The following is a 20,780-nucleotide window of genomic DNA, read 5'->3' on the forward strand; positions in this document are numbered from 1 at the left end:
CGCAGGTGAAACACTGCCCCGCAAAACTCTTATGTAGAACGCAAATGCGTTGGGACAGGCGGCTCAGCCCGCAACTAAAAGCAGAGAGGACGTAGACATGGACTTCACCGCCGGTCTCGTTTGGCTCCTGGTCGCATCAGCCTTCGTGCTGTTCATGACCCCGGGCCTGGCATTCTTCTATGGCGGCATGACCCGTGCCAAGGCCGCCCTGAACATGATGATGATGAGCTTCATCGCCATCGGCACAGTGACCCTCGTATGGGTCCTGTGGGGCGCCTCGATGTCCACAAGCAACACGGACAACTTCTTCCAGATCTTCGCGAATCCGTTCAGCCACTTCGGTCTGCACAACTTCACCGATCCGGCAGACCTCCTCCACGTTGGATACGCCGCAACCTTCGCGATCATCACCGTCGCCCTCATCTCCGGTGCCATCGCGGACCGCGCCAAGTTCTCGGCCTGGACGCTGTTTACCCCGATCTGGGCCACCCTCGTCTACGCACCCCTGGCCTACATGGTCTGGGGCGGCGGCCTCTTCTCGGCAACCGGCTGGTTCGGCCAGACTTTCGCTCCCGTCATCGACTTCGCCGGTGGCACCGTGGTGCACATCAACGCCGGTGTGGCCGGCCTCATCCTCGTCCTGATCATCGGCAACCGCAAGGGCTTCGGCAAGGACCCGAACCACCGCCCGCACAACGTGCCCCTGGTCATGCTCGGTGCAGCCATCCTCTGGTTCGGCTGGTTCGGCTTCAACGCCGGTGCCGCCGCAAACGTGCAGCAGGCTGGCCTGATCTGGATCAACACGCTCGTCGCACCGGCAGCGGCCATGCTCGGCTGGCTTGTCGTGGAGCGCATCCGTGACGGCCACCCCACGTCGCTTGGTGCGGCATCGGGCGTCGTCGCCGGCCTGGTTGCCATCACCCCGGCTTGCGCCAACGTTTCCCCGCTCGGCGCCATCGCACTCGGTATTGCAGCCGGCGTCGCCTCGGCCCTTGCTGTCGGCCTGAAGTTCAAGCTCGGCTACGACGACTCCCTGGACGTCGTCGGCGTCCACCTGGTGTCCGGCATCATCGGCACCGTGGCCATCGGCTTCCTCGCCACCCCGACCCAGGGTCCCGCAGGCCTGTTCTACGGCGGGGGGACCACCCAGCTGGTTGCACAGTCGCTCGCAGCGCTTTGCTCGATCGTCTTCACCGGCGTGATGACGTTCATCATCGCCTACCCGATCCACAAGCTCATGGGCTTCCGCATCTCCGAACGCCAGGAGATCGCCGGTGCAGACCTCAGCCTGCACGCCGAGACGGCGTACGAGTTCGGTGTCGGCGGCCACGGCGGAAGCTTCCAGCCCCTTCACGACCTCATCACCGGCAAGGTATCGTCCGAAGCAGCTGACGAAGCATCCGTATCAGGCAAGGAGAGTGTCCAGGCATGAAACTCATTACGGCGATCGTCCGCCCGGAGAAGCTCGACGCCATCCGCGAGGGGCTCGAAGCATACGGGGTACAGGGACTGACGGTCAGCGCGGCCAGCGGCTACGGCCGGCAGCGTGGTTACACCGAGGTGTACCGCGGGGCCGAGTACAACGTGGATCTGCTTCCCAAGATCCGCGTGGAGGTCCTGGCCACGGATGAGCAGGCAGACGACATCCTCGATGTCCTGATTGCTTCCTCCAATACCGGCCGTGCCGGTGACGGCAAGGTCTGGACCGTGGACGTCTACGAAGCAGTCCGTGTCCGCACAGGCGAGCGAGGCGCAGCAGCCATCTAAGGCCCAACGCAAAGGAGGGGCCGGATACCTGGAAAGGTACCCGGCCCCTCTTGCGTGTGCCCTTGCGCAGGAGCGCAGGAGCGTGGCCGCCTGGTTAGTCCCCGACGGCGGTGGGCCAGTCCACGGGACCCGGCCCGCCGGCGTCGTACTTTTCGAGCGGCACGGAATCCTTGGCCCAGGCCTTGAGCACGGGCTCGATGATCCGCCAGCAGTCGACGGCGGTGTCGCCGCGCACCGAGAGCAGCGGATCGCCGGTAATGACGCCTTCCAACACTTCTCCGTAGGGCAGCAGATCGGAGGCATTCAGTTCTGCGTTGAGCGTCACTCGATCGAGAGTAAAGATATTTCCGGGACCGTTGACGTCGACGTCGATCTGCAAGGTGTCAGGACCGAAGCCGATGCGCAGCTGGTTGGGGGAGTCCACACCCTCGAATCCGGACGGCAGGTGCGGGACGGGCCGGAAGGTGACGATCGCCTCTTTCCGCGCGGCACCCAAAGCCTTTCCCGAGCGCAGGATGAAGGGGACGCCTTTCCAGCGCCAGTTATCGATTCCCACTTCGACTTCTGCTAGCGTCTCCGTTTCCCGTGCAGGGTCCACGCCCGCTTCGGCGACATAGTCCGGCACGTCCCGGTCGCCGATCCGGCCGGCGGTGTAGCGCGCCCGTCGGGTGGACTTCTTGTAGGGCGCGGTGATGCTGCTCGCACGCAGCACCGTTGAAATGGCGTCGCGGAGATCGCGCTCGCCGATGGTGGAGGGGGCATCGATGGCAAGCAATGCCATGATGTGGAGCAAATGGCTCTGGATCATGTCCTTGAGGGCGCCGGCTCCGTCGTAGTAGCGGGCACGCCCTTCGAGTGCGAGGTCTTCGTCGAAGATGATCTCCACTTTTTCGATGTGGTCCCGGTTCCACACCGGCTCCAGGAACCTGTTGGCGAAGCGCAGGCCCAGGATGTTGAAGACGGTGGCCTTGCCAAGGAAGTGGTCCACGCGGTGGATGTGGTCTTCCGGGACCAAAGCGGCGAGGGTCTTGTTGAGTTCACGGGCGGATTCGGAGCTGGATCCGAAGGGTTTCTCCATCACCAGGCTTGTTTCGGGAGGGAGCTGCTGGGCGGTGAGGACCTCGCAGGCCTTCTGGCTGATGTGTGGAGGCAAAGCGAAATAGACGGCGATTGGTGCTTCAAGCCCGGCCAGGAGCGTCGCGAGCTGGCCGTCCGCCGTGACATCCACTTGATGGTATTCGGTACTTTTCTCCAGTGCCGCGATTGTTTTCTTGCCTGCGGCACTTGCACCCTTGGCTGCCTCCTCGAAGGCGTCGCCCACGCGTTTGGTCCATTGTTCGGGCGTCCATGGGTCGGAGCCCGCTCCGACAAGCTTCAGGCCGTCCGCGAGGCCGCTTGCCACGAGCCTGGCGAGGCCCGGCAACAGCAATCGGCCCGTCAGATCTCCGGAGGCGCCTAGGATGAGCAACGTATTTACTGTTGTTTTGCTGGTCACTGTGCCAGCATGCCATCTTGCAGGCGCGTCTTGGTACCCTAGATAGTCGAGTCCCTCAGTTGAGTCAGATTTGTTTGGGGCAGGAATCGTCAAGATATTGGTGCGTCGAAACGGCCGCCATTCGTAGACCATTGAAAGAAGTGCACGGCGCGTGTTCAATTCACTCTCTGACCGGTTGACAGCAACCTTCAAGAATCTCCGTGGCAAGGGCCGCCTCACTGAGGCCGACGTCGACGCCACCGTCCGCGAGATCAGGCGTGCCCTTTTGGACGCCGACGTTGCCGTGCCCGTGGTCCGCGAGTTCACTGGCCGCATCCGTGAACGCGCCTTGGGCGCCGAAGTTTCCGCGGCACTGAACCCGAGCCAGCAGATCGTCAAGATCGTCAATGAGGAACTCCAGGAGATCCTCGGGGGCGAGACCCGCCGTATCCGCTTGGCGAAGACCGGCCCCACCATCATCATGCTCGCCGGGTTGCAGGGTGCGGGTAAGACCACCCTCGCGGGCAAGCTTGCCAAATGGCTCAAGGCGCAAGGCCACAGCCCTGTGCTCGTTGCCGCCGACCTCCAGCGTCCAAACGCCGTTACGCAGCTCCAGATTGTCGGCGAACGCGCCGGCGTACCTGTGTTCGCTCCGCACCCCGGCACCACCTCGGATCTGGATGTTCCCGACGGCGACCCCGTCGCCGTCGCACGCGCCGGCGTCGACGAAGCCCGGCAGAAGCTGCACGACGTCGTGATCGTGGACACCGCGGGACGCCTCGGCGTCGATGCCGAAATGATGGACCAGGCGCGCCGTATCCGCCAGGCGATCATCCCGAACGAAGTGCTGTTCGTCATCGACTCCATGATCGGCCAGGACGCCGTCAACACGGCGGTTGCCTTCGACGAAGGCGTCAACTTCACCGGCGTCGTGCTGTCGAAGCTCGACGGCGACGCCCGCGGTGGTGCCGCGCTCTCGGTCGCGTCCGTCACCGGCAAGCCGGTCATGTTCGCATCCACCGGCGAAGGCCTGGACGACTTCGAACTGTTCCACCCGGACCGCATGGCTTCCCGCATCCTCGACATGGGTGACGTTCTCACCCTGATCGAACAGGCCGAGAAGAACTGGGACAAGGATGAAGCGGCCCGGATGGCGAAGAAGTTCGCCGACCAGGAAGACTTCACCCTGGACGACTTCCTCGCCCAGATGCAGCAGATCCGCAACATGGGCTCCATGAAGAAAATGCTCATGATGATGCCGGGTGCGCAGAACATCCGCCAGCAGCTGGAGCAGTTCGACGAGCGGGAAATCGATCGAGTGGAGGCGATTGTCCGCTCCATGACCCCGCACGAGCGTCTGGCTCCGAAGATCATCAACGGCTCCCGTCGGGCCCGCATCGCCCGTGGTTCCGGTGTGCACGTCTCCGAAGTCAACGGCCTCCTGGAGCGTTTTGCGCAGGCCCAGAAGATGATGAAGAAGCTGGCCCAGGGGGGCGGCATGCCCGGGATGCCTGGCATGCCCGGCCTCGGTGGCGGTTCCCGCAAGGCAAGCAAGAACGCGCCCAAGAAGAAGGCCCGTTCCGGAAACCCCGCCAAGGCTGCCCAGGAACTGCGCGACGCCGAGAACAAGCGGGCGAACGCCGTCCGCACCGGCGCGGCATTCGGCCAGCCTTCCGGCGACTTCGACCCCTCACAGCTGAACCTGCCCAAGGGCTTCGACAAGTTCCTCGGCAAGTAGCCGTCCCACCCAACTGGCTAGCAGTAGGTGTCGTTTTGACGCCCCAGAACGACAACAACTGCTAGTGAGTTGGGTTGTCAGCCCCGTGCCATAGGCTGGGGGGATGCAAAAGCAGCGCGTCGTGTTCGTCCATGGAGCAGGCACATTCGGCGCTGCGGCGTGGCCGAAACAGCATGGCATGGCCCTGGCGTACGATGCACTGTTCCTGAAACGCCACGGCTTTGATGCGCAGACCGAGCCTTTGGAATCCGATGTTGCAGCCGATGTGGAGATTATCCTCGAGTGCCTCGGAGCTCGGGAGGCCGCATCGGCCCCCGGCCCCGCGCGTGGGGGCCATGTGGTCGCGCACTCGCAAGGCGCGATTTCCGCCATGTTGGCCGCGGTGGAGCGGCCGGACCTGGTCCGCTCCCTCGTGCTGGTGGAACCGGCTTGTCTTTCCTTGACAGCTGAATTACCCGCCACCGCGGCGTACCGGACATTGATGGAGCCGTTGTTCCGGATCCGGCACGAACTCAGCGATGACGATTACCAACGCGAATTCGTCCGCAGGGCGTTTTCTTCCGAGGCGGCTGTCCTCAGCACCCCGGAGGCCCGGCGAACCGCGCGACGCCTGCGGCTCCAGGCTCCGCCGTGGGAAGCGCCCCTGCACATTGTGCCGGGAGTTCCCACGCTTGTGCTGACCGGTGGTTGGGAACCCCTCTACGAAGAGATCGCCGGGTACTTGCAGGAAACCGGCGCCCTCCACCGCGTTGCGGCTGGAGGACACCGGCCTCATGACTCAGTTGAAGGAGACCGGATCATCCGCTCCTTCATTGCGGATGCCAGCCGCGCAGGATCAGTCCAGGCTTCCTGATCAGTTCAGGTTTCCTGACGCCGCCTCACGTTTTCCTGCGGGAACCTCAAGCTCGGGCAAGTAGACCTTGCCCCCTGATGCCAGGAACTCCTCGCTCTTTTCGCGCATGCCGCTATACATTTCCGCGATGGCCGCTTGGGAATCGGCTGAGCCGTATTCGTCGCGGATGTCCTGGCTAATGCGCATGGAGCAGAATTTTGGTCCGCACATGGAGCAGAAGTGCGCCGTCTTGGCCGGTTCTGCCGGGAGTGTCTCGTCGTGGAAGGATTCGGCCGTGACCGGATCCAACGACAGCGCGAACTGGTCACGCCAGCGGAACTCGAAGCGGGCCTTGGACAGCGCATCGTCGCGTTCGTGGGCGCCGGGGTGTCCCTTGGCCAGGTCAGCGGCGTGGGCGGCGATTTTGTACGTGATCACGCCGGTCTTGACGTCGTCCTTGTTGGGCAGGCCCAGATGTTCCTTCGGGGTGACGTAGCAAAGCATCGCGGTTCCGTAGCGTGCGATCTCCGTCGCGCCGATGGCGGAGGTGATGTGGTCGTAGCCCGGGGCGACGTCGGTGACAAGGGGGCCCAGCGTGTAGAACGGCGCGCCGTCACACAGCTCCTGCTGGCGCTCCACGTTCTCCCGCACCAAGTGGAACGGGATGTGTCCGGGGCCTTCGACCATGACCTGCACGTCGTACTGCCACGCGCGCTTCGTGAGCTCGGCCAAGGTGTCCAGCTCGGCGAACTGCGCGGCGTCGTTCGCGTCCGCCGTCGCGCCCGGGCGCAGTCCATCACCCAGCGAGAACGCGACGTCGTACTTGGCGAAGATTTCGCAGAGCTCGTCGAAGTGGGTGTAGAGGAAGTTTTCCTCGTGGTGGGCCAGGCACCAGCCCGCCATGATGGAGCCGCCACGGGAAACGATGCCCGTCACGCGGTTCGCGGTGAGCGGCACGTACCGCAGCAACACGCCGGCGTGGATGGTCATGTAGTCCACGCCCTGCTCGCACTGCTCAATGACGGTGTCGCGGAAGATTTCCCACGTGAGCTTGTTGGCTTCGCCGTTGACCTTCTCGAGGGCCTGGTAGATGGGTACCGTGCCGATCGGTACGGGGGAGTTACGAATGATCCATTCGCGGGTGGTGTGGATGTCATCGCCCGTGGACAGGTCCATGACGGTGTCGGCGCCCCATTGCGTTGCCCACTGCAACTTGTCCACTTCTTCGGCGATGGAGCTGGTGACGGCCGAGTTGCCGATATTGGCGTTGATCTTCACCAGGAACGCCTTGCCGATGATCATCGGTTCGGATTCGGGGTGGTTGATGTTGTTGGGGATGATGGCCCGGCCGGCAGCGACCTCGCTGCGGACGAGTTCCACATCGCAGTTTTCGCGAAGTGCCACGAACTGCATTTCGGGCGTGACGATGCCCTGTTTCGCGTAATGCATCTGTGTCACGGTCTTGCCGTCGACGGCGCGGCGGGGCACCGGCTGTGCCCCCTTCCACTCCGCGGAGGCGGCGCCGCGGCGCACGGCCGACTTGCCGTCGTCGAGCAGGTTCCGTTCGCGGCCGCTGTAGGCCTCAGTGTCGCCGCGGGCTTCGATCCACTCGCTGCGGAACGGTTCGAGGCCCACTACGGGATCACTCCCGGGTCCGGCGGTCCGGTACACCTGGAACGGGGCGTTGGCCTCGCCGTTGGGGGACGGTTCGAGGGCGATTTCCGTCACTGGAACCCGGATTCCCGTGTCGGCATCCTCCAGGAACGCGAGGGAATGCGACTTGAGGGATTGGGTCACATCGTGGTCCGATCCCTTTTGGGTAGGGCTCAGCTGTGTTTCTTTGGTGCTCAAAGGATTACTCACTTCCTTCGCCGGCATTACCCGGACAGGTTCAACGGTCGCAGGCTGCATCAGCCCGATCTCAGCCCTTGCAAGGGCCCCCGTGTGGTCGTAGACGAAGCTACCACAGCTGCCAGCGCTTGTGACAGATGTGACCGCGCCGGCGAAGCCCCCGGGAACTAGGGTGGAATCATGGCGGAAATCATCGAATTCAGCGGCGCCGTCCTCACCGGGCCGGAGGAGGAACGGCGCGGCCTCTGGTCGGTCGACGGACGGCTGACCTTCGTCCGGCCCCTTGCGAAGCCCGACGTCGTCCTGGACGGTTGGGTGCTTCCCGGCCTGGTCGACGCGCATTGCCACGTTGGCTTGGGCAAGGGCGGAGCTGTCGACGAGGAGACTGCCCGCCTGCAGGCGACTGCGGACCGGAATGCCGGGACCCTCTTGATCCGCGATGCCGGATCCGCAAGCGACACGCGCTGGCTGCAACGCCGGGCGGACATGCCGAGGATCATCCGCGCGGGCAGGCACATCGCGAGGCAACGGCGGTACATCCCCGGGCTGGCCGAAGAGGTGGAGCCGGAGGATCTGATGGAGGCAGTCCGCAAGCAGGCGCGGTCCGGAGACGGCTGGGTCAAGATCGTGGGGGACTGGATCGACCGCTCCGCCGGGGATCTCGGCCCGTCCTTTCCGGCCGCCGTCGTCAAGGACGCCGTCGCGGCCGCACACGACGAGGGGGCGCGGGTGACCGCCCATTGCTTCGCCGAAGGGACAATCGATGACATGCTCGACGCCGGGATCGACTGCATCGAGCACGCCACCGGATTATTGCCCCACCACATTCCCCGGCTGCTGGACCAGGATGTGCCGATTGTCCCCACGCTCATCAACATTGCGACGTTTCCGGCCATCGCGAAGCAGGCTGAAACCAAATTTCCGCGCTACGCCGCCCACATGATCGCGTTGTGGGAGGGCCGGCATGAGCGGGTCCTTGAGGCGTTCGACGCCGGAGTGCGGGTGTACGCCGGAACCGACGCCGGAAGCGTCATCAAACACGGCCGGATCGGCGAGGAGATCCTGGAACTCCAGCGGGCGGGTCTTCCGGCGGCCGCCGCCCTCGATGCTGCCTGCTGGTCCGCCCGTGAGTGGTTGGGTGCCGACGGCATCAGCGAAGGCGCCAGCGCAGACGTCGTGCTCTACGCAAAGGATCCCCGAGCGTCCCTTGAGATCATGCTGCAGCCACGATGCACCGTTCTGAGGGGACACATTTCAGGAAGCGCCGGGCATTAGGAATAAATTGAAGCTTCAAGTAATTTAGATACATAGAGGTTGCCGAAGGGCGGCGCCACAAAAAGCCGGGAGTTTCACATGACCATCACATCCAGCCAGGATCTCCTTCCTGCCGAACTCACCATGGGCACTGTCATGCTCAAAGTGGGGGACATGAAGCTCATGGGCGACTACTACCAGCGGGCGCTGGGGCTGGACGTTGTCGCCGAACAGGACGGCGGGCTCTACTTCGGCCGGCTAGGCAAGCCGTTGGTGCACCTCGCGCCGGCCGCTGGTCTCCAGATCCCGGGCCGCGGAGAGGCCGGACTCTTCCACACGGCGCTGCTTTTCGAGGATCAGCCCTCGCTCGCCGCAACTGTTGCCTCCGCCGCGCAGTACGAACCCCACGCCTTCGTCGGCAGTGCCGACCACTTGGTCAGCGAAGCCTTCTACTTCACCGACCCGGAGGGCAACGGCATCGAACTCTACTACGACAAGCCCCGTGAAGGCTGGGAGTGGAACGGCAGCTCGGTCGTGATGGACAGCTTGCCGCTCCCGCCGCAGCGCTACCTCCAGCAGCACCTGAGTGAAGCGGCCGTGACGGGCCAGCATGGGGCGGGCGCCGGCGTCGGGCACGTCCACCTCCAGGTGGGCGACGTGAAGACCGCCCATGATTTCTACGTCGACACCCTCGGCTTCGAGCAGACCGCCGGCTGGCACGGGCAGGCCCTGTTTGTCTCCGCGGGCGGCTACCACCACCACATGGCCATGAACGTGTGGAACAGCCGCGGTGCAGGCCCGCGCAAGGACACCCTCGGCCTCGGCGAGGTGGTCATCGAAGTGCCGTCAGGAAACGACGTCGGCGCGCTCGCCGATCGCCTCAAGGTAGCGGGCATCGCCTCGCACCACACGGGCCAGGAGCTCCGCTTCGAGGACCCGTGGCGCAACCGGCTGCGGGTCGCGGTCCGCTACGCTTGATCCGACGGCGTGGCGCATCTCGGCCGCTGCGCCGCAGCTCCGTTGGCACGACTGAATGAGAGTACTTTCCATGGGCTTTGCTGAAATCTTTGTTGCCACCCACGATGAAGCACTCAAGAGGGCCGCCGCCCTGGAGAAGGGCAGTGACGTATCCGGCGCCGCGGTGCGGATCCCGGGAATCAGCGATTTCGAAGTAGAACAGCTCGGAGACCTCGCGGGCACGGCCGTGCACGCAGGCGGGGCCGACTATGAGCTTGCTTTGGTGGACGTCACCAGCGACGCCTTGCTGGGCGTCCCCGAAGCGATGGTTCGTGCCCTGTCTGAGCTCCTCAGCTACGAGACCGAAGGCGAAGGAAACGTCCTCGACGACGTCGCCGAACGCTGGGCGGCCCAAGAGGACATGCCCTTTGATGCCCAACAGGCCCGCCTGTACGTCCAGCAGTTGGCGGCCCTCGCGAGCGACGTCGAAAAGGCCGAACGGGGCGGTCTCTACGTCTGGTCCGCTGAGCAGTAACCCCGCAGAAAACCCGCCGCACGGACCGCACGTTCGAAATACTGTCCGCCATCTGGCACAATGGACAGGTACTCGATCCGCGCGGCCCCTCTCTCCGTGTGTGCATCTTGTCCTTGGAACCCTCAAGTATGGCCCGCCCCACGGGTGCAGAACGACGGGCTCAACCCCGTTTCAGAAACAGGAGTGACCACAAAAGTGGCCGTAAAGATTCGCCTTAAGCGCTTCGGTAAGATGCGCGCACCGTACTACCGCATCGTCGTCATGGACTCCCGCGCCAAGCGCGATGGCCGTGCGATTGAAGAAATCGGCAAGTACCACCCCACCGAAGAGCCCTCGTACATCGAGGTTGTCTCCGAGCGTGCACAGTACTGGCTGTCCGTCGGCGCCCAGCCGACCGAGCAGGTTGCCGCGATCCTCAAGATCACCGGTGACTGGCAGAAGTTCAAGGGCCTCCCGGGCCAGGAAGGCACGCTGAAGACCAAGGTCGCCAAGCCTGCTTTCGTTGCACCGGAGAAGGGTTCCGTCATCATTCCGGAAGCCATCACCAAGAAGGCCAAGCAGTCGGAAGCAACTGAAGCTCCCGCTGACGCTGAAGCAGAGACCACCGAGGCTGAGTAAGTTGCTGGCAGAAGCGCTCGAGCACTTGGTCCGCGGGATCGTTGACAGCCCTGAGGACGTCAAGGTCAGTGCCAAGAACAACCGCCGCGGGGAATCCCTCGAGGTGCGCGTTCACCAGGACGACCTCGGACGGGTGATCGGTCGCCAGGGTCGCACCGCACGCGCTTTGCGCACTGTGATTGCGGCATTGGCGGGCGGCGAGCAGGTGCGGGTCGACGTCGTCGACACCGACCGTCGCCGGTAACGCGCTCAGCAATACTTGTCTTAAATCCGGCCCCTTCACCAGATTATGGTGGAGGGGCCGGATTGTTTTACGAGCAAACCCAGCCGTGGGTCCCTCATCCGGGCCCAGCGAAGAAATCAGAGGAACCCCATGCAGCTCCAGGTTGCCCGAATCGGCAAGCCCCACGGAATCCGCGGCGAAGTCACTGTCCAGGTGCTCACCGATGCCCCTGGCGATCGTTTCGTCCCGGGCACCGAATTTGTGGTGGAGCCCGCGAAGGCCGGCCCCTTGACCATCAGCAGCGCCCGGTGGAACAAGGACATCCTATTGCTCGGTTTCGAAGAGATCTCCACGCGCAACCAGGCGGAGGAAATCCGCGGCGCGAAGCTGTTCATCGAGACCGAAGAGCTGGAAGAGGACGACGACGAAGGCTGGTACGAGCATGAGCTCGTCGGCCTTGAGGTCCGCGTCGGCTCGCAGACCGTAGGTAAGGTGACCGCGCTCAACACCATGCCGGTCCAGGACCTGCTGGTCATTGAAGACATTGACGGCAAGGAAATCCTGGTGCCCTTCGTCGAAGAGATCGTGCCCGAGGTCAACGTCGAAGACGGCTACGTGTTGCTCACGCCTCCGCCGGGGCTCTTCGAACTGAACACTGATGCTTCCGGCACCGATACGGAAGAGGACGACGCTGAAACCAAGGATGACGCCTAAATGCGCATTGATGTCGTCAGCATCTTTCCCGAGTACCTGGCGCCGCTTGAGCTTTCCCTCATAGGCAAGGCCCGCCAGGATGGGCTCTTGGAGGTCAATGTCCATGACTTGAGGGCCTTCACCACCGACAAACACCGCACCGTGGACGACACTCCGTATGGTGGCGGTGCGGGCATGGTCATGAAGGCCGAGCCCTGGGCCCAGGCCTTGGAATCCATTGCCTTTGCACAAAATGCCGAAGTTGGAACTGCCGCGCCTGAGCGCTCGTCGGACGCGCCGGCGAAAAAGCCGGTCCTGATTGTGCCGTCGCCCGCGGGGGAGCGCTTCAACCAGGCACTCGCCTATGAGCTCGCCGAGGAAGAGCAGCTCGTTTTCGCCTGCGGCCGCTATGAAGGCATTGACGAACGCGTCATGGAGTGGGCGGCAGGGCACTTCACCGTGCGTCCGGTCAGCTTGGGCGACTATGTCCTCAACGGCGGCGAAGTCGCAGTCCTGGCCATGGTCGAGGCCATCGGACGCCTGCTTCCGGGCGTCGTCGGCAATCCCGAATCCTTGGTGGAGGAATCCCATTCGGACGGCTTGCTGGAATATCCGGTCTACACGAAGCCCTCGTCATGGCGCGATCGTGACGTGCCCGCGGTCCTCTTGAGCGGCAACCACGGGAAGATCGCCCAGTGGCGCCGCCACGAACAGTTCCGCCGCACGGCGGAACGTCGCCCGGACCTCCTCGCAGAGTTCGACGCCGGCCACCTGGCACGTGCGGACCGCACGGCTTTCGGTGAACTCGGGTACGACGTCGTCGATGGCCGGTTGCGGCGCCGCCCGGACAGCGACCTCCCGGACTGAGCCTCCCGCCGTCGGGCAACTTCATCCTCCACCCGACCGCAGGAACCGGGCCGCATTCGCGGGATTCGCCGGAACCCGCGGGGTGTGGCAGAATTAACCCTTGTGTCTACTGGGTTCGCGCCTGCCACAGGGGGAGCGTCACCAACAGCCTGACAACCCGGAACCGCCAATCAGTGGCGGTACCGGACTTGAAAATCTTCGGCGGTAATTTCCGGCCGGCCTTGCGCCCCGGGCTTGCCCGCCGTGACCCAAAGTGGATGACCTGTGGCGTTCACCAGGAGTGGATTAATGCATATCCTCGATAGCGTAGATGCAGCTTCGCTGCGTAACGATGTTCCCGAGTTCCGCGCGGGTGACACCATCAAGGTTCACGTGAACATCATTGAAGGCAAGAACTCCCGCGTCCAGGTCTTCCAGGGCTTCGTCCTGGGTCGCCAGGGTGACGGCGTTCGCGAAACCTTCACGGTCCGCAAGGTCTCCTTCGGTGTCGGCGTAGAGCGTACCTTCCCGGTTCACTCCCCGATCATCGAGAAGATCGAGGTCGTCACCAAGGGTGACGTCCGCCGCGCCAAGCTCTACTACATGCGCGCACTGCGCGGTAAGGCTGCGAAGATCAAGGAAAAGCGCGACTTCGCCACCGGCAAGTAGGTCTTTCGACCAACAGCGGGTCCTGGATTCGTGTCCGGCCTGCGCCGGAGAAATCCGCAACGCAACAGGAAACGAATCATGGACCACGCAAAGCGCCAGCCCCGGAAACAGGGCTGGCGTTTTGTTTTGCTCGCACTTTTCCTGGCCGTGGCCATCAGCGGGCTTGTCCGGTCCTTGTGGCTCGATGTCTACTTCATCCCGTCCGAGTCCATGGAGCCGATCCTGGGCACCGGAGACCGCATCCTGGTGTCCCGGACCGATTTCGCCGGGGACCCTATTCGCCGTGGAGACATCGTGGTCTTCGACGGAAGGGGAACGTTCGCTCCGCTGAACAGCGGCAAAGGACCGTTTGCCGATGCCGTCGCCGCCGCCGGCCATTGGCTGGGCCTGACGGGAAGCGACACGACATACGTCAAACGTGTCATCGGCCTTCCCGGAGACCACGTGGTTTGTTGTGGCAGCAACGGAAAACTCACAGTCAACGGTCAGCAGCTTGAGGAACCCTATCTTTATCCCGGCGACACGCCGAGCGAACAGAGGTTCGACGTCATCGTTCCGAGTGACAGATTGTGGCTCATGGGGGACCACCGTTCGCGGTCGGCCGATTCGCGCGGCCTTCTGGGCGCACCGGGCGGAGGGATGGTGCCGCTGGAGCGTGTCATCGGGCGTCCAGTCCGGATTATCTGGCCGCTTGATAGATTTGCAGAACTGCCTCGCCCTGCGCAGGCCGGTACAACCTCGAAGAACGGACAATAGATGCCCGAGACAACTCCCGGGAAGCCGGAACGGCACGACGGCGACGCCCGGCCCCTGGACGGACCGTCCGCTCCCGCCATGGATCTTGCAGCGGGCGACGGCGATCCGTCCCCCGTGGGCGCGACCGGCTCGACGGCGGTCCCGCCTGAGGAGCACGAGTCGCCGCGCCGCGCCGCACGGCGGAGCTCACGGCCGGAATCGGGCGAAAGCGATCGCTCCGAAACTCCCGCTAAAACCCACGGCAGTCCGTTCCTCGGCTGGCTCAGGGAAATCGGCACGGTGGTGGTCATCGCCATCGTGTTGTCCTTCCTCATCAAGACTTTCCTGTTCCGTGCCTTCTTCATTCCTTCGGAGTCAATGGTCAACACCCTTGACGTTGACGACCGGATCTTCGTTAATCTGCTGGTCCCGCAACCTTTCGCCCTGGAGCGGGGCGACATCGTGGTCTTCAAGGACGCACAAGGTTGGCTGCCGCCCACGCAGAAGACGACTCCCGGACCCTTCAAATGGTTCCAGGACGGTCTCGTCTTCGTCGGACTGCTTCCGGACGAGACCAATCAGCACCTCGTCAAGCGCGTGATCGGCCTGCCGGGGGACAGGGTCTCCTGCTGCGACAGTTCAGCGCGGGTCAGCGTCAATGGCACGGTCCTCAACGAGAGCTACATCAATCCTGCCCAGGTTCCCATGGCCAAGTCTTTCGATGTAGTGGTCCCTGCGGGCAAAATTTGGGTTATGGGCGACAACCGCAACAACTCGGCCGACTCCCGCGAACACCAATCGGTCAATGGTGGTTTCATCGACATCGCCGACGTCGAAGGCAAAGCAACGGTTATTGCGTGGCCCATCAACCGGTGGCAGATCCTTGACAACCACTCCGAGGTCTTCCGCAACGTTCCTTCGCCGTCGCCCCAGAACACGGCTTCACCCACGGCTCCAGCGAGCAAGTGATGGTTCCCGCGGGCGCGCGAGCGGCAACGCCGGTTCGAACTCAGCGGAAACCCGCCGCGCGGACCAAACACGCTCCTGATTTTCCCACCCTGGACGTCGAACGGGGATTCCTGGCTCCAGGGGTCACGCTTCTGGCCGGAGTCGACGAAGTAGGCCGCGGAGCCCTCGCCGGACCGGTGTCGGTGGGGATCGCCGTCGTCGACCTCAGGGACCACGGCCTGCTCGCCGATGTCCGCGACAGCAAGCTTCTCAAGCCCGAGGACCGCGAGCGGTTGGAACCGCTGGTACGCGAATGGGCGGTTGGCGCCGCAGTGGGCCACGCAAGTTCAGTGGAGATCGATGAGCTGGGCATTGTGGGCGCCCTGCGCCTTGCCGGAACACGCGCCTGGTTCGAGATTCTCGCCTCGGGCGTGCATCCGGACCTCGTCCTGCTGGATGGGAGCCACAACTGGCTCTCGCCCCAGACCCAAGGTTCCTTGTTCGACGCCGAGGTGGCCGGTCCTGCTTGTGAGGCCCCGGTGCACACCCGTGTGAAGGCGGACTTGAGCTGCCTCAGCGTGGCGGCGGCCAGTGTGCTGGCCAAAGTGGCCAGGGACCGCATCATGGTCGGGCTGCACGAGGAATATCCGGCCTTCGGCTGGAATGAGAACAAGGGCTACGCCACGTCCTTCCACCGCGACGCCATCAGATCGTTGGGTCCCACGCCGTACCACCGGACCAGCTGGAACCTGGTCTAGCCTTCGCTTTTCCTTGCCCTGGACGCCGCCGGCCCGGCCGTGGCGCCGCCTGCCCGCTCTATGGTGCAAGATGGATCTATGAGTGCCGAGGATCTTGAGAACTACGAAACCGACATGGAGCTGCAGCTCTACCGCGAATACCGCGACGTCGTTGGTTTGTTCAGCTACGTTGTCGAGACCGAACGGCGGTTCTATTTGGCGAACCACGTCGACCTGCAGGCCCGCAGCGCCGATGGCGAGGTCTATTTCGACCTGACGCTCCAGGACGCCTGGGTGTGGGACGTCTACCGTTCGGCCCGATTCGTGAAGAATGTCCGGGTCATTACGTTCAAGGACGTCAACGTCGAAGAACTTCCGCGCAGCGAGGAACTCTCCCTGCCGAAGGACGGCGATCTGGGGGATCTCGGCAATCTGGGCAATTAGGATAGGCCGCCAACTTCTCCTCCACACCGTCCGGCTGGCGGAGTTTCCCACATAGCGGAACTGCCCCCTGTCTTTGAATTCTCCGCGCCTCCAGGCTGGAAGCGGAGGTGGTCATGAAAGCCAAAGACGTGTTGGGACAGCGCGGTGAAACGCTGGCCGTAGCTTTCCTTGAAACCCAGGGAATGCGGATTGTGGACCGCAATTGGAGATGCTCCGACGGCGAGATCGACATCGTGGCGCTCGACGGCGACACCTTGGTGATCGCAGAGGTCAAAACCCGGAAGAACCTGGCCTATGGGCATCCTTTCGAAGCGGTCGGCGCCGCCAAACTCGCCCGGCTCCACCGCCTGGCCGGGTCATGGTGCCGTGACCACGAGGTGCGCGCCGTGCTCCGCCGGGTGGACGTCGTGGGAATCATCGACGACGGGGTGGGCGAGCCCCAGCTCGAACACCTCAGGGGCGTGGGCTAGATGGGAGTCGGCCGAAGCTACTCCGTGGCGCTGTTGGGCCTGAACGGCTACATCGTGGAGGTCGAGGCAGATATCGGCCAAACCCTCCCCAATTTCGTGATCCTGGGGCTGCCGGATGCCTCCCTGAACGAAGCCAAGGAACGCATCCGCTCCGCGGCACAGAACTCAGGCATCCCGCTGAGTCGTCGAAAGATCACCGCAAACCTGATTCCGGCCTCCCTGCCGAAGCGTGGCTCGGGTTTCGACCTCGCGATCACCATGGCAGTATTGCGCGCCGCGGGCGATATCCGTTCCACAGAAGACACAGTCTTCATCTCCGAGTTGGGACTGGATGGCAGGTTGAGGCCCGTTCGCGGCATCTTGCCGGCGGTCATGGCGGCTGTTCAAGCAGGCCACCCCAAGATTGTTGTGGCCCACGCCAACGTCGCCGAGGCCGAGTTGGTACCCGGGGCGGTGGTCCGTGGCTACAAGACCCTGGCTCGTCTTGCGTTTGATTTCGGGGCCAACCCGCAGGACCTGGCCCTCGATTACGACCCGGCCGACGGCGAGGTCGCAGGGGATCAGGACGCCGCTGCCGCTGTTGTTCCGGATCTTTGTGATGTCTCGGGGCAGGGCGATGCCCGCCGCGCCTTGGAGGTTGCGGCAGCCGGGGCACATCATGTGCTGCTTTGCGGTCCGCCCGGTGCCGGCAAGACGATGCTTGCCGAGCGGCTCCCGGGACTCTTGCCTGATTTGGGGGACCAGGAAGCCATGGAGGTCACGGCGATCCATTCGCTTTCGGCTGTCCATGTTGATTCGGTACGGCTGTTGCGCCGGCCGCCCTTTGAGAATCCCCATCACAGCGCCACCGCGGCAGCGATCATCGGCGGCGGTTCCGGCCTGCCGCGGCCGGGGGCGGCATCACGGGCGCACCGTGGCGTCTTGTTCCTGGACGAGGCGCCCGAGTATGAACGCCGGGTCCTCGACGCCTTGCGGCAACCTCTGGAAAGCGGAGAGCTGGTCATTCATCGCTCGGCCGGAACCGCCGCATATCCGGCACGCTTCCAACTGGTCCTCGCGGCGAATCCCTGCCCTTGCGGGAAAGCGACCGGCAAGGGAGTCGACTGCACCTGCACTCCGGTGATGCGGCGCCGCTACTTCGGGCGCATGTCCGGGCCGCTGCTGGACAGGGTGGACATCCAGCTCCAGGTGGAACGTGTTTCCCTCGCGGACTTCGGCCAAGCCGGCGCGGAAGAAGACACCGCCACCGTCGCATCGAGGGTCCAAGCCGCACGTTCACGGCAGCGTCAACGCCTGGGGAGTCTCGGGATGGAAACCAATTCGCAGGTTCCCGGCCGTGTACTGCGCGGAGAACTGCGCCTGCCTTCCGCGACCACGAAGATTCTGGATACCTCCTTGGAGCGCGGAATCCTCACGGCGAGAGGCTACGACCGCGTTCTGCGTCTCGCCTGGACCCTCGCGGACCTAGGCCACAGGGACCAACCCCACAGCGACGACATCGGGCAGGCCCTTGGCTTGCGGCAGGCGGTCGCGGCCGCATGAAAGGACACTCCATGACTGAACACGGCCAGCAGCTCACCACGGACGCTCCGCAGCGAAAAAGGGAACGCCTGGCCCGAGCAGCACTGTCGCGGCTGATGGAACCGCAAGATGCGGCCGGGCTCGCCCTGGTCAAGGCTGCCGGGGCCGTTGACGGTCTCAAAATCGCGACCGGCGAGCTCGCTCCCGGGCCCGGGCTTGAGCAGGAAGTGGCTTCCTTGTTGGTTGACAGCGGGGTTTCCAACCCGGGGGTCGGATTGGCTGCTGCACTACGGCGGTGGGCGCCAAGGATCCCGGACCTTGCCCCGGAACGTGATCTTGCCACCATGCAACGCCTCGGCGGCCGTATGGTCATCCCTGGCGACCCGCTATGGCCCGTGCAGTTGGCAGATCTGGGCCTCCATGAACCGCTGTGCTTGTGGTGGCGGGGACATGAAGTGGAGTTCCCACCCGTAAAGCGGGTCGTGGCCCTTGTCGGCTCACGGGATAGCACCAGCTACGGGGCCTCCGTAACGGGCGACTTCGCCTACGGGCTGGGTCAGCGCGGCTGCACCGTCGTCTCCGGAGGCGCGTACGGGATCGACGCCCACGCACACCGCGGGGCCTTGGCCGGGGGCACTAACAACATGCCGACTATCGCTGTGATGGCCGGGGGCGTGGACCGATACTATCCATCCGGAAACGAGGATCTGCTGCGTGCCGTGGCGAACCAAGGGGCGGTCATTGGTGAGGTTCCCCCGGGCTCGGCGCCCACGCGTTACAGGTTCCTTCAGCGAAACAGGATCATCGCCGCTTTGGCGGCCGTGACCGTCGTGGTGGAAGCGCGATGGCGTTCGGGTGCGCTGAATACGGCCCATCATGCTGAATCCATCGGCAGGGCCGTCGCCGCGGTCCCGGGGTCCATCCACAGCGCCAACTCCGCAGGCTGCCATCGGCTCCTCAGGGATGGCGGGGCTGTCTGCGTCACGGATGTCGGCGAAATCGCGGAACTGGCGGGGTCGAGCGGTGAGGGGCTTGTCGAGGACAAGGAAACCGCTGCCTCGGACCACGACGGACTCACGCTTGAGGACCTGATCTTGCTCGATGCCCTGCCGGTCCGTTCGACGAGCTCCGTGGAGAAGCTCGCGGTTGTGGCAGGACTCAGCCCCGAGTCCGTCAGGGCGGGTCTTGGACGCCTAGGCCTGTTGGGGTTGGCGGTATCAGTGAGCGGCGCGTGGAAGAGGTCCGGGAAGAGATTTTGAGGGGGAGTGCGGTGCGGGCCTGGTGGGATCACACGAGCCCGGACCTTGGCCGGCTCCCGCACGGAACGTGGCGATGCCGGCCGTCGGGCCCCTCGGCTGGCACAGTGGAAGGGTGCAAGAGAATCCGCTCCCCGTAGCGCTCGCCCGGTCCGTCGAGGACTTCCGGCGTTACCTCGACAGCGAGCGGGCCCGGTCCGCCCACACGGTGAGGGCCTACATCGCTGACGTCGAGAACCTGCTGCGCTTCGCTGCCGCGGAGGGCGTGGAGAAGCTCGCAGATTTGGAGCTCGGCACGCTCCGGCGTTGGCTGGGGGCACAAAGCGAATCCGGCCGGTCCAGGGCAACACTCGCCCGGCACGCCGCGACGGCCCGAGCGTTCACTTCCTGGGCCCTTCGGGAAGAACTCATCGCCTCAGACCCTGCTCTTCGCCTCCAGGCCCCCAAGCGGGACCACACGCTCCCTGGGGTCCTTCACCAGCAGCAGGTCTCGAGGATCTTCGAGAGCCTGTCAGAGGCAGCCGCGGATGGCTCTCCGATGCCGTTGAGAAACCGCGCCGTCGTCGAATTGCTCTATGCCACCGGAATCCGCGTCGGCGAGCTTGCCGGCCTGGACATCGATGATCTCGATCCGGACCGCCGGACTCTTCGCGTGCTCGGCAAGGGCAACAAGGAGCGGACGGTGCCCTACGGGGTACCGGCTGCGCTCGCCGTCGACGACTGGCTCCGCCGCGGCCGGCCACGGCTCGCAAATGAGCGTAGCGGACCGGCACTTTTTCTCAGTTCACGGGGCAACCGCATCGATCAGCGCCAGGCCCGCAGCGTCGTCAACGACCTGCTGGCCGCCTTGGGGGATACCGCCGCGACCGGACCCCACGCGCTGCGCCACACTGCCGCCACCCATCTGCTCGACGGCGGGGCGGACCTGCGTGCCGTGCAGGAAATTCTGGGACACAGCAGCCTCGCAACAACCCAGATTTACACCCATGTGTCGGTGGACAGGCTTCGCAAGAGCTATCAGCAAGCCCATCCCCGTGCTTAGAGACCCGGAAACCGTGCGACACTTCGATGAGTCCCGAGGAAGGAAATCCGCTCGTCCGTGAATCGCACTGGCGTAATTCCGGTCCGTACGGCAAAATGAAAGCACTGTGGGGAAACTTTCAACCTAAACTTGAACGTTCTTCCGCTGCGGAAAAAATCATAGATAGGTAG

General features: G+C 64.2%; 22 protein-coding genes and 1 riboswitch. Of the genes, 20 read left to right on the forward strand and 2 right to left on the reverse strand.

Going from position 1 to position 20,780, the window contains the following annotated elements:
• Window positions 1-97 precede the first annotated feature (97 nt).
• Both AC3WJM_RS10390 and AC3WJM_RS10395 read left to right on the forward strand, forming a co-directional pair.
• Complete coding sequence (locus AC3WJM_RS10390; protein WP_059387668.1) at window positions 98-1,432, forward strand: ammonium transporter; 1,335 nt, start codon at window positions 98-100, stop codon at window positions 1,430-1,432.
• Window positions 1,429-1,767, forward strand: a complete 339-nt coding sequence (locus AC3WJM_RS10395; RefSeq protein WP_028264639.1) for a P-II family nitrogen regulator — start codon at window positions 1,429-1,431, stop codon at window positions 1,765-1,767. The genes AC3WJM_RS10390 and AC3WJM_RS10395 overlap by 4 nt, the downstream gene beginning before the upstream one ends.
• 94 nt (window positions 1,768-1,861) lie before the next feature.
• Here AC3WJM_RS10395 and AC3WJM_RS10400 read toward each other — a convergent pair whose 3' ends face one another.
• Window positions 1,862-3,262 (reverse strand): glucose-6-phosphate dehydrogenase, encoded by a 1,401-nt coding sequence (locus AC3WJM_RS10400; RefSeq protein ID WP_492271843.1) that lies wholly within the window; start codon window positions 3,260-3,262, stop codon window positions 1,862-1,864.
• Window positions 3,263-3,413: 151 nt separating this feature from the next.
• Here AC3WJM_RS10400 and ffh point away from each other — a divergent pair, with 151 nt between their 5' ends.
• Both ffh and AC3WJM_RS10410 read left to right on the forward strand, forming a co-directional pair.
• The gene (ffh, locus tag AC3WJM_RS10405) at window positions 3,414-4,979 is read left to right on the forward strand and encodes a signal recognition particle protein (RefSeq protein ID WP_492271844.1); all 1,566 of its coding nucleotides are present in this window, start codon (window positions 3,414-3,416) and stop codon (window positions 4,977-4,979) included.
• A gap of 103 nt (window positions 4,980-5,082) precedes the next feature.
• A complete protein-coding gene (locus AC3WJM_RS10410) occupies window positions 5,083-5,832 on the forward strand; it encodes an alpha/beta hydrolase (protein WP_492258919.1) in 750 nt (249 codons plus the stop codon).
• On the opposite strand, the gene thiC is transcribed toward AC3WJM_RS10410, so the two are convergent.
• Window positions 5,833-7,662: a phosphomethylpyrimidine synthase ThiC gene (gene thiC / locus AC3WJM_RS10415; protein ID WP_332601854.1), complete on the reverse strand. Its 1,830-nt coding sequence runs from the start codon at window positions 7,660-7,662 to the stop codon at window positions 5,833-5,835.
• Window positions 7,658-7,765, reverse strand: a riboswitch (TPP riboswitch). Its footprint overlaps the gene before it by 5 nt.
• A gap of 77 nt (window positions 7,766-7,842) precedes the next feature.
• On the opposite strand from thiC, the gene AC3WJM_RS10420 reads away from it, so the two are divergent.
• From AC3WJM_RS10420 to AC3WJM_RS10495, 16 genes are all read left to right on the forward strand, one after another.
• Window positions 7,843-8,937, forward strand: coding sequence for an amidohydrolase family protein (locus AC3WJM_RS10420; protein ID WP_492271845.1), 1,095 nt, complete (start codon window positions 7,843-7,845; stop codon window positions 8,935-8,937).
• A 78-nt stretch (window positions 8,938-9,015) separates the two neighbouring features.
• Complete coding sequence (locus AC3WJM_RS10425; protein ID WP_492271846.1) at window positions 9,016-9,894, forward strand: VOC family protein; 879 nt, start codon at window positions 9,016-9,018, stop codon at window positions 9,892-9,894.
• Window positions 9,895-9,964: 70 nt separating this feature from the next.
• Window positions 9,965-10,408, forward strand: coding sequence for a hypothetical protein (locus AC3WJM_RS10430; protein WP_284988333.1), 444 nt, complete (start codon window positions 9,965-9,967; stop codon window positions 10,406-10,408).
• A 195-nt stretch (window positions 10,409-10,603) separates the two neighbouring features.
• A complete protein-coding gene (gene rpsP / locus AC3WJM_RS10435) occupies window positions 10,604-11,026 on the forward strand; it encodes a 30S ribosomal protein S16 (protein ID WP_059387673.1) in 423 nt (140 codons plus the stop codon).
• Between the two features lies 1 nt (window position 11,027).
• Entirely contained in the window at window positions 11,028-11,270 is a 243-nt protein-coding gene (locus AC3WJM_RS10440) for an RNA-binding protein (protein ID WP_028267532.1), read from the forward strand.
• 129 nt (window positions 11,271-11,399) lie between these two features.
• Window positions 11,400-11,963 carry a ribosome maturation factor RimM gene (gene rimM, locus AC3WJM_RS10445; protein ID WP_284988332.1) on the forward strand — a complete coding sequence of 188 codons (564 nt, stop codon included), beginning with the start codon at window positions 11,400-11,402 and terminating at the stop codon, window positions 11,961-11,963.
• The gene (gene trmD, locus AC3WJM_RS10450; protein ID WP_306960808.1) at window positions 11,964-12,809 is read left to right on the forward strand and encodes a tRNA (guanosine(37)-N1)-methyltransferase TrmD; all 846 of its coding nucleotides are present in this window, start codon (window positions 11,964-11,966) and stop codon (window positions 12,807-12,809) included.
• A 288-nt stretch (window positions 12,810-13,097) separates the two neighbouring features.
• Window positions 13,098-13,457: a 50S ribosomal protein L19 gene (gene rplS / locus AC3WJM_RS10455; protein ID WP_059387674.1), complete on the forward strand. Its 360-nt coding sequence runs from the start codon at window positions 13,098-13,100 to the stop codon at window positions 13,455-13,457.
• A gap of 78 nt (window positions 13,458-13,535) precedes the next feature.
• Entirely contained in the window at window positions 13,536-14,213 is a 678-nt protein-coding gene (gene lepB, locus AC3WJM_RS10460; protein WP_306960807.1) for a signal peptidase I, read from the forward strand.
• Window positions 14,214-15,161: a signal peptidase I gene (gene lepB / locus AC3WJM_RS10465; protein WP_492271847.1), complete on the forward strand. Its 948-nt coding sequence runs from the start codon at window positions 14,214-14,216 to the stop codon at window positions 15,159-15,161.
• On the forward strand, window positions 15,161-15,898 hold the full coding sequence (gene rnhB, locus AC3WJM_RS10470; RefSeq protein ID WP_492271848.1) for a ribonuclease HII: 738 nt from the start codon (window positions 15,161-15,163) through the stop codon (window positions 15,896-15,898). Before lepB (AC3WJM_RS10465) ends, rnhB begins: the two co-directional genes overlap by 1 nt.
• 78 nt (window positions 15,899-15,976) lie before the next feature.
• On the forward strand, window positions 15,977-16,321 hold the full coding sequence (locus tag AC3WJM_RS10475) for a DUF2469 domain-containing protein (protein ID WP_059387678.1): 345 nt from the start codon (window positions 15,977-15,979) through the stop codon (window positions 16,319-16,321).
• 113 nt (window positions 16,322-16,434) lie between these two features.
• Window positions 16,435-16,791 carry a YraN family protein gene (locus AC3WJM_RS10480; protein ID WP_059387679.1) on the forward strand — a complete coding sequence of 119 codons (357 nt, stop codon included), beginning with the start codon at window positions 16,435-16,437 and terminating at the stop codon, window positions 16,789-16,791.
• Window positions 16,792-18,333, forward strand: coding sequence for a YifB family Mg chelatase-like AAA ATPase (locus tag AC3WJM_RS10485; protein ID WP_306960801.1), 1,542 nt, complete (start codon window positions 16,792-16,794; stop codon window positions 18,331-18,333).
• 11 nt (window positions 18,334-18,344) lie between these two features.
• On the forward strand, window positions 18,345-19,571 hold the full coding sequence (gene dprA / locus AC3WJM_RS10490) for a DNA-processing protein DprA (RefSeq protein WP_306960799.1): 1,227 nt from the start codon (window positions 18,345-18,347) through the stop codon (window positions 19,569-19,571).
• Between the two features lie 73 nt (window positions 19,572-19,644).
• A complete protein-coding gene (locus AC3WJM_RS10495) occupies window positions 19,645-20,610 on the forward strand; it encodes a tyrosine recombinase XerC (RefSeq protein ID WP_492271849.1) in 966 nt (321 codons plus the stop codon).
• Window positions 20,611-20,780 lie beyond the last annotated feature (170 nt).

The organism is Arthrobacter sp. FW306-1B-G06A (genome assembly GCF_058781765.1).

Coding starts and splice junctions, on each gene's coding strand:
- AC3WJM_RS10390 (WP_059387668.1), top strand. CDS start 98: ATGGACTTCACCGCCGGTCTCGTTTGGCTCCTGGTCGCATCAGCCTTC.
- AC3WJM_RS10395 (WP_028264639.1), top strand. CDS start 1,429: ATGAAACTCATTACGGCGATCGTCCGCCCGGAGAAGCTCGACGCCATC.
- AC3WJM_RS10410 (WP_492258919.1), top strand. CDS start 5,083: ATGCAAAAGCAGCGCGTCGTGTTCGTCCATGGAGCAGGCACATTCGGC.
- AC3WJM_RS10420 (WP_492271845.1), top strand. CDS start 7,843: ATGGCGGAAATCATCGAATTCAGCGGCGCCGTCCTCACCGGGCCGGAG.
- AC3WJM_RS10425 (WP_492271846.1), top strand. CDS start 9,016: ATGACCATCACATCCAGCCAGGATCTCCTTCCTGCCGAACTCACCATG.
- AC3WJM_RS10430 (WP_284988333.1), top strand. CDS start 9,965: ATGGGCTTTGCTGAAATCTTTGTTGCCACCCACGATGAAGCACTCAAG.
- rimM (WP_284988332.1), top strand. CDS start 11,400: ATGCAGCTCCAGGTTGCCCGAATCGGCAAGCCCCACGGAATCCGCGGC.
- trmD (WP_306960808.1), top strand. CDS start 11,964: ATGCGCATTGATGTCGTCAGCATCTTTCCCGAGTACCTGGCGCCGCTT.
- rplS (WP_059387674.1), top strand. CDS start 13,098: ATGCATATCCTCGATAGCGTAGATGCAGCTTCGCTGCGTAACGATGTT.
- lepB (WP_306960807.1), top strand. CDS start 13,536: ATGGACCACGCAAAGCGCCAGCCCCGGAAACAGGGCTGGCGTTTTGTT.
- lepB (WP_492271847.1), top strand. CDS start 14,214: ATGCCCGAGACAACTCCCGGGAAGCCGGAACGGCACGACGGCGACGCC.
- rnhB (WP_492271848.1), top strand. CDS start 15,161: ATGGTTCCCGCGGGCGCGCGAGCGGCAACGCCGGTTCGAACTCAGCGG.
- AC3WJM_RS10475 (WP_059387678.1), top strand. CDS start 15,977: ATGAGTGCCGAGGATCTTGAGAACTACGAAACCGACATGGAGCTGCAG.
- AC3WJM_RS10480 (WP_059387679.1), top strand. CDS start 16,435: ATGAAAGCCAAAGACGTGTTGGGACAGCGCGGTGAAACGCTGGCCGTA.
- AC3WJM_RS10485 (WP_306960801.1), top strand. CDS start 16,792: ATGGGAGTCGGCCGAAGCTACTCCGTGGCGCTGTTGGGCCTGAACGGC.
- dprA (WP_306960799.1), top strand. CDS start 18,345: ATGACTGAACACGGCCAGCAGCTCACCACGGACGCTCCGCAGCGAAAA.
- AC3WJM_RS10495 (WP_492271849.1), top strand. CDS start 19,645: ATGCCGGCCGTCGGGCCCCTCGGCTGGCACAGTGGAAGGGTGCAAGAG.